This is a genomic window from Streptomyces sp. NPDC004752, from assembly GCF_053601275.1.
In genome coordinates this window covers 24,404-31,268 of sequence record NZ_JBSGBN010000113.1, presented here as the reverse complement: position 1 = coordinate 31,268, position 6,865 = coordinate 24,404, and the positions used below count along the sequence as shown (strand labels likewise).

Sequence of the window (6,865 nt, the reverse complement as noted above, 5' to 3'; positions counted from 1 at the left end):
TTCCGGGCACGGTCCGGTCGACCGCGGTGCCGTACGGGCCCGTTCCGGGCACGGTCCGGTCGACCGCGGTGCCGTACGGGCCCGTTCCGGGCACGCGGCCGGTGTGCTCCGCGGGCCGCAGCAGTTCCGCGTGCAGGGCGCGCAGTTCCGGTCCGGGGTCCGAGCCGAGGCGGTCCGCGAGCAGCCGTCGTACGGTCTCGTAGGCGGCCAGCGCCTCGGCGGTACGGCCCGCGTCGCGCAGCGCGCGCAGCCGCAGCGCCTGTAGGGGCTCGTCCAGGGGATGGCCGTCGCACAGGGCGGTCAGCTCGGGCAGCGCCTGTTCGGCGTGGCCGAGCGCGAGGGCGGCGGTGTGCCGGGCGCGCAGCGCATCCAGCCGCCGGGCGGCCAGCCGGGCCGCGTCGGCGGTGTGGTCGGGCAGGTCGGCGAGGGGCGGTCCCTGCCACAGCGCGAGGGCGTCGTCGAGGACAGCGGCCGCCTTCTGGGGGTCGCCGTCGGCCAGGGCGCGCAGGCCGTCGCCGGTCAGCCGCTCGAAGCGGTGCAGGTCGATGTCGTCGGCCGCGGTGGCCAGCCGGTAGCCGCCCTCGGCAGAGGCGATGGCCTCGGCGCCGAGTGCCCGCCGCAACCGGCCCACCAGAGCCTGCAACGCCCCGGTCGCGTCGGCGGGCGGGTCCGCGCCCCACACCTCGTCGACCAGCAGGCTCACCGGTGCGGTACGGCCCGGCCGCAGCGCCAGCGCCGTCAGCAGGGCACGCAAGCGCGCCCCGCCGACCGGGACGGGGGTGCCGTCGGGGCGGAGCGCCTGGGTGGTACCGAGGATGCGATAGCGCACGGGGTCCATTGTCCCTGGAGACGCGCGGGCACCGCCTCCGGGTTTCAGACCGTGCTGAACTGCCCCGCATGAACCGCGAGGAGTGGCGGAGCCGAGGACGAGCGTCCGGTCCGCCACAGGGATTGAGATCTCCTGGCCGAAGGGTCCGGACCGCCAGAAACCTGTGTCCAGGAACCTGCGTCCCGGAACCTGTGTCCGGCCGCGGGACGTTCCCCCCACACCACCGGTACGGTCGACCCCGCCCCGCCCGACACGCCCCGTCAGGAGCCCGCCGTATGACCACGAACCGTTCCTTTGGACTGAGCAGGAGTGAGCCCACTCAGCCGCACGCCCCGAACGGTTTTGGGCGCACTGGTCCCCGGCGTACTCAACCCCGGGGCAGCGACACGAATCTTGTCCGTGGTCCGATCCCGGGAGGCCGGTTCCCTCCACGACATGGCCACGTGGGCGCGGCCAGAGGCGACGAGGAGGCCCTGAACCATCACTCTGGTGGAGCAGGGGCCCCGCCGCTGGCGCCGTGCCCGGTGTCCCAGGCCGTACGATCACCGTAGCCCGAACGGCCCACACCTCCACAAGCCCAGACACCGACCATCACACGATCGAGTAAGCCACCCTTGTGTGCGCTCCCGCATGGCCAGCTGGCAACCCCACTTCGGGCCTCGCAGCAGAAAGGGTCCACCAGTGACCACCGCCACCACCCGCCGCAGTGACCGGAGGATCAGTCCCGTGTTCCTCGGGCTGCTGGCCGTCACCGCGGTCACCGGCTGGGCCACCTGGACGGGGTTCGCCCAGCAGCCGGGCGTCGCCGTGTTCCTGTTCGTCACGGCGGCCTGGATCGTCTCCCTGTGCCTGCACGAGTACGCGCACGCGCGCACCGCGCTGCACAGCGGCGACATCACGGTGGGCGCCAAGGGCTATCTGACGCTGAACCCGCTGAAGTACACGCACGCACTGCTGAGCATCGTGCTGCCGGTGCTCTTCCTGATCATGGGCGGGATCGGCCTGCCGGGCGGTGCCGTGTTCATCGAGCGCGGCCGGATCCGGGGCCGCTGGCGGCACAGCCTGGTCTCGGCGGCGGGCCCGCTGACGAATGTGCTGTTCGCGGCGGTGTGCACGGCGCCGTTCTGGCTGGACGCCCTGGAGGGGGTGCCCCGGGACTTCCGGTACGCGCTGGCCTTCCTGGCGCTGCTCCAGGTCACGGCCGCGATCCTGAACTTCCTGCCGGTGCCGGGCCTGGACGGCTACGGCGTGATCGAGCCGTGGCTGTCGTACGACGTCAAGCGCCAGGTGGAACCGTTCGCGCCGTTCGGGCTGCTGTTCGTGTTCGCGCTGCTGTGGATCCCGTCGATCAACGGCGCGTTCTTCGACCTGGTCGACGCGATCCTGCGCGGCCTCGGGATCGGCGCGGTCGATCAGTACTGCGGCCACGAGCTGTACCGCTTCTGGCTGGGCGGCAACCCCTACTGCTCGGTCAGCCCCTGACGGACGACCGGCTGCTGGCGCTGCCCCGCTTCACGACCCTGCCCGCTTCGCGTAGTACCAGCACATGTTGCTGGACAGCCCGGCCAGCAGCACCCAGACGATGCCCAGCCAGCTGCCCTGGACGAACGAGACGACCGCCGCGGCCACGGCGAGGACGCAGACGACGAGGGCGTAGAAGGCGAGTCGCCGGGCCGGACCGGGCAGGGGCATTCGCCGGGCCGGGCTGGGCGAAGGCGAGGGGGTCATACGGATCGGCTCCTGTCGGGGGACACTGCTGGAGTGGACCTGGTCGGACCTGCTGGACCTGGTCGGACCTGTGGGACGGCCACCAGTGTCCCCCATGGACCGACACGTCTCACACGTCGGTGATGCGGAGCCCCGCGTGCGCCTTGTACCGGCGGTTGACGGAGATCAGGTTCGCGACCAGTGACTCCACCTGGTGGGCGCCCCGCAGCCGCCCCGCGAAGATGCCGCGCATGCCCGGGATCCGACCGGCCAGCGCCTGCACGATCTCCACGTCGGCCCGCTCCTCGCCGAGAACCATCACATCGGTGTCGATCTCGGCGATCTCCGGGTCCTGGAGCAGCACGGCGGACAGATGGTGGAAGGCGGCGGCGACCCGGGAGTCCGGCAGCAGGGCGGCGGCCTGCTCGGCGGCGCTGCCCTCCTCGGGCCTGATCGCGTAGGCGCCCTTCTTGTCGAAGCCGAGCGGGTTGACGCAGTCCACGACCAGCTTCCCGGTCAGTTCCGCGCGCAGCGACTCCAGCGTCCCGCCGTGACCGTCCCAGGGCACGGCGACGATCACCACATCACTGCGGCGGGCGGTCTCGGCGTTGTCGAAGCCCTCGACGCCGTACCCCAGTTCCTCGGCGGCGGCCTGCGCGCGCTCGACGGCCCGGGAGCCGATGATCACCTTCTGGCCGGCCCGGGCGAGCCGGTAGGCGAGGCCCTTGCCCTGCGGTCCGGTGCCGCCGAGCACGCCGACGACGAGCCCGGAGACATCGGGCAGGTCCCAGGGGTCCTTCGCGGGAGTCCCGGCGGGTGTCGCGCTGGAGGTCGCGGCGTCTGTCGCGGTGGGTGCCGCGGTGGGCTGCTGTGCGCTGTCGGTAGAGGTCATGCGGCCGACTCTACGTCCGTGGCCGTGCGCCCATCCGGTCAGGTGAGCGCCGCGACGGACACCGGCGGAAAGCGATCGTCCCGTAGGGGCCGTCGACCGGACCGGGCGCCTTCCCCGGGTCGGGCGAATTCGGGGTGAACTCCGCGTCATGAGTGCCCGGTTGCGGCAGGATGCGGTGGCATGGATGCCGTACGGGTGGCGCTGTTGCGCGAAGTACTCGCCGGGACCGAGTGGTTGGGGGCCACCCGGCGGTTCGCGGGGGTACTGCGCGGCGCGGTGGTGGCGCACGGCGGCGGTCTGCTGCTGGTGGGCACGCCGGAGTACGAGCCGTGGCACCTGGCGGCGCATCTGGTGGACGAGGCGGCCTGGTCGGGCACGCCCGAGCTGGCCCCGACGCTGGTACGGCACGACGCGCGGCCCACGGATCCCGCGCAACTGGCCGTCGGACCGGGCCGGATCGCGGCGGCGCGACGGGGCGAGACGCTGCTCGTCGTGGCGCCCGGGGAGCCCGCGCCCCTGCTGGAGCGGGTGCACGACGCGCGGCGGGCCGGGGTGACGGTGCTGGCCCTGGGCTCGGGCGGGGGTGAGCTGGCCGCGATGGCGCACGAGACGCTGGCGGTGCCGGAGGACGGCGAGCTGGACCTGGACACGGTGCAGCACCTGGTGAGCGCGGCGGCCGGTGAGAACGCGGTCCCCTCCCCGCGGAGCCGCCGCACCTTCCGCGACCGCCTGACAAGGCTGACAGAAGCCCTGACGGCCCCACCCCCGGCCTCTTGGTGACCGTCCCGCGAGGCCCCACCGCGGCCCGCTCGCCCCGGAGGAAAAGCGGTTGCTCCGGTGTGTCGTGGGGTTCGAGCATGGCCCCTCGTGACGCGTGCCCTGCTTCCCGATCTCGCCCCCTGGCGGGCCTCCGTCGACTTCCGCAGGCTGTGGGTGTCGGGGCTGGTCAGCAATTTCGGCAGCTTCCTCACCTTCGTCGCGCTGCCGGTGCAGGTGAAGGAGCTGACCGGGTCCACCGCGGCGGTGGGCGCGATCGGCGCCGTGGAACTGGTGCCGCTGGTGGTGTTCGGGCTGTACGGCGGGGCGCTCGCGGACGCGCTGGACAAGCGGAAACTGATCCTGTGGACGGAGGCCGGGCAGGGTCTGCTGAGCGCGGTGCTGCTGCTCAACGCCCTGCTACCGAGCCCCCCGGTGTGGCCGCTGTATGTGGTGGCCGCCCTCACCTCCGGCGTCGGCGCGGTGCAGCGGCCCGCGCTGGACTCGCTGTGGCCGCGGATCGTGGCGCACGAGCAGCTGCCGGCCGCGGCGGCGCTCAACTCGCTGCGCTGGACCGTGGGCGGGGTGGCAGGACCGGCGCTCGCGGGCGTCGTCGTGGCCTACGCCGGGCTCGGCTGGGCGTACGCCGTCGACGTGCTGACCTTCGCGGTCTCCCTGCTGTTCGTGGTGCGCATCGCCCCCTCCCCCGCCGCCCACGAGGCGGTACGGCCCTCCCTCGCGGCGATCCTCGAAGGCGCCCGGTACGCCTGGAACCGCAAGGAACTCCTCGGCACGTACGCCGTCGACCTCGCGGCGATGTTCCTCGCCATGCCGCTCGCCGTGCTGCCGTTCCTCGCGGACGAACTGGACGCCGAGTGGTCGCTGGGGCTGATGTACGGTGCGCTACCGGCGGGTGCCCTGCTGGTGAGTCTGACCAGCGGCTGGGCCTCGCGGATCCATCGGCACGGACTGCTGGTGGCGGGCGCGGCCATGCTGTGGGGACTGTCCGTGGCCGCCGCCGGGATCTGCGGCAATGTGTGGCTCGTGCTGCTGTTCCTGACCCTCGGCGGCGGCTTCGACATGGTCAGCGGAATCTTCCGGGCCGCCATGTGGAACCAGACGATCCCGGACGAGTTGCGCGGACGGCTCGCCGGGATCGAGCTGTTGTCGTACTCGGTGGGACCGCAGCTCGGCCAGGTCAGGGCGGGCGGCTTCGCCGCGTGGCTCGGCGTGCGGGCCTCCGTCTGGTCCGGCGGGGTGCTGTGCGCGGGCGCGGTGGGGCTGCTCGCGCTGTGCCTGCCAAAACTGATGACGTACGACGCGCGGACGAACGAGCACGCGGTACGGCTGCGTGAGCAGCGTGCCGGTGCCGGTGCCGGTGCCGGTGCCGGTGCCGGTGCGGGTGCGGGTGCGGGTGGCTGAGTGTGGTGGGACGGGGTATGCGGAGACGGGCCGGGCCGGCCGGGCCGGGACGTCAGTCGTCGGCGGCGGGGCGGCCGGCGGCGTCGTGCCAGCGCGGGTCGTTCTCCCATTGCAGGTTGCGCTCGCGGGCGGTCTCCATCGCGTGCTCGGCCTCCGCGCGGGTGGCGTACGGGCCGAAGCGGTCCTTGGCCGGGCACTCCGGCCCCTCCTCGACCTTCTTGTGCTCCAGGCAGTAGTACCACTCGCCCGGCTTTCCGACGGTCCGCTTCTTGAACAGGGCCATGACCGGCTCCTTTCGCCAGGGACATGGTTCCCCATGCCCGCTGGTTAGACTCGCTGGCATGTCTGGCCAGTCGCTGCTCGTACCAGGGGAGCTGTCTCCCACCCGTTCGGTACCCGGAAACATCCGCCGCCCCGAGTACGTCGGCAAGCCCGCGCCGTCGCCGTACACCGGGCCGGAGGTGCAGACCCCCGAGACGGTCGAGGCGATGCGCGTCGCGGGGCGGATCGCCGCCCGGGCGATGGCGGAGGCCGCGAAGATCATCGCGCCCGGGGTGACCACGGACGAGCTGGACGTGGTGGCGCACACATACATGTGCGACCACGGCGCCTACCCGTCGACGCTCGGCTACCGCGGCTTCCCCAAGTCACTGTGCACCAGCGTCAACGAGGTCATCTGCCATGGCATTCCGGACTCGACGGTGCTGCGCGACGGCGACATCGTCAACCTGGACGTGACGGCGTACATCGGCGGGGTGCACGGCGACAACAACGCGACGTATCCGGTCGGGGACGTGGACGACGAGTCGCGACTGCTGGTGGAGCGCACCCGGGAGGCCCTCGACCGCGCGATCAGGGCGGTCCGGCCGGGCCGGCAGATCAATGTCATCGGCCGGGTCATCGAGTCGTACGCCAAGCGTTTCGGCTACGGGGTGGTGCGGGACTTCACCGGCCACGGCATCAACTCGTCCTTCCACTCCGGACTGATCGTCCCGCACTACGACAGCCCGCACGCGACGACGGTCATGCGGCCGGGGATGACGTTCACCATCGAGCCGATGCTGACCCTGGGCACACACGAGTACGACATGTGGGACGACGGCTGGACGGTGGTCACGAAGGACCGCAAGCGAACCGCGCAGTTCGAGCACACGCTGGTGGTGACGGACTCGGGGGCGGAGATCCTGACCCTGCCGTAGCGCCCGGGAGCACCCGGGAGCACCCGGGAGCACCCGGGAGCACCCGGGAGCAGCCAAAGG

The 6,865-nt window shown here is 72.4% G+C and carries 8 protein-coding genes; 4 read left to right on the top strand and 4 right to left on the bottom strand.

Annotation, left to right across the window (positions count from 1 at the left end):
* Positions 1 to 838: AfsR/SARP family transcriptional regulator (locus ACWEKM_RS34745; RefSeq protein ID WP_451625255.1), on the bottom strand; the 838-nt coding region annotated here is incomplete at its 3' end.
* A 672-nt stretch (positions 839 to 1,510) separates the two neighbouring features.
* Between ACWEKM_RS34745 and ACWEKM_RS34740 the strand changes: the two genes are divergently transcribed.
* Complete coding sequence (locus ACWEKM_RS34740) at positions 1,511 to 2,311, top strand: site-2 protease family protein (RefSeq protein WP_451625254.1); 801 nt, start codon at positions 1,511 to 1,513, stop codon at positions 2,309 to 2,311.
* Positions 2,312 to 2,341: 30 nt separating this feature from the next.
* On the opposite strand, the gene ACWEKM_RS34735 is transcribed toward ACWEKM_RS34740, so the two are convergent.
* Positions 2,342 to 2,521, bottom strand: coding sequence for a hypothetical protein (locus tag ACWEKM_RS34735; RefSeq protein WP_451625257.1), 180 nt, complete (start codon positions 2,519 to 2,521; stop codon positions 2,342 to 2,344).
* 145 nt (positions 2,522 to 2,666) lie between these two features.
* The gene (gene npdG, locus ACWEKM_RS34730) at positions 2,667 to 3,428 is read right to left on the bottom strand and encodes an NADPH-dependent F420 reductase (protein WP_451625253.1); all 762 of its coding nucleotides are present in this window, start codon (positions 3,426 to 3,428) and stop codon (positions 2,667 to 2,669) included.
* Between the two features lie 180 nt (positions 3,429 to 3,608).
* Between npdG and ACWEKM_RS34725 the strand changes: the two genes are divergently transcribed.
* Positions 3,609 to 4,208: a hypothetical protein gene (locus ACWEKM_RS34725; protein WP_451625252.1), complete on the top strand. Its 600-nt coding sequence runs from the start codon at positions 3,609 to 3,611 to the stop codon at positions 4,206 to 4,208.
* Between the two features lie 87 nt (positions 4,209 to 4,295).
* A complete protein-coding gene (locus ACWEKM_RS34720) occupies positions 4,296 to 5,606 on the top strand; it encodes an MFS transporter (protein ID WP_451625251.1) in 1,311 nt (436 codons plus the stop codon).
* 52 nt (positions 5,607 to 5,658) lie between these two features.
* On the opposite strand, the gene ACWEKM_RS34715 is transcribed toward ACWEKM_RS34720, so the two are convergent.
* On the bottom strand, positions 5,659 to 5,889 hold the full coding sequence (locus tag ACWEKM_RS34715; protein WP_451625250.1) for a hypothetical protein: 231 nt from the start codon (positions 5,887 to 5,889) through the stop codon (positions 5,659 to 5,661).
* Between the two features lie 58 nt (positions 5,890 to 5,947).
* Between ACWEKM_RS34715 and map the strand changes: the two genes are divergently transcribed.
* The gene (gene map / locus ACWEKM_RS34710; RefSeq protein ID WP_451625249.1) at positions 5,948 to 6,805 is read left to right on the top strand and encodes a type I methionyl aminopeptidase; all 858 of its coding nucleotides are present in this window, start codon (positions 5,948 to 5,950) and stop codon (positions 6,803 to 6,805) included.
* Positions 6,806 to 6,865 lie beyond the last annotated feature (60 nt).

Coding starts and splice junctions, on each gene's coding strand:
- map (WP_451625249.1), top strand. CDS start 5,948: ATGTCTGGCCAGTCGCTGCTCGTACCAGGGGAGCTGTCTCCCACCCGT.
- ACWEKM_RS34735 (WP_451625257.1), bottom strand. CDS start 2,521: ATGCCCCTGCCCGGTCCGGCCCGGCGACTCGCCTTCTACGCCCTCGTC.
- ACWEKM_RS34725 (WP_451625252.1), top strand. CDS start 3,609: ATGGATGCCGTACGGGTGGCGCTGTTGCGCGAAGTACTCGCCGGGACC.
- ACWEKM_RS34715 (WP_451625250.1), bottom strand. CDS start 5,889: ATGGCCCTGTTCAAGAAGCGGACCGTCGGAAAGCCGGGCGAGTGGTAC.
- npdG (WP_451625253.1), bottom strand. CDS start 3,428: ATGACCTCTACCGACAGCGCACAGCAGCCCACCGCGGCACCCACCGCG.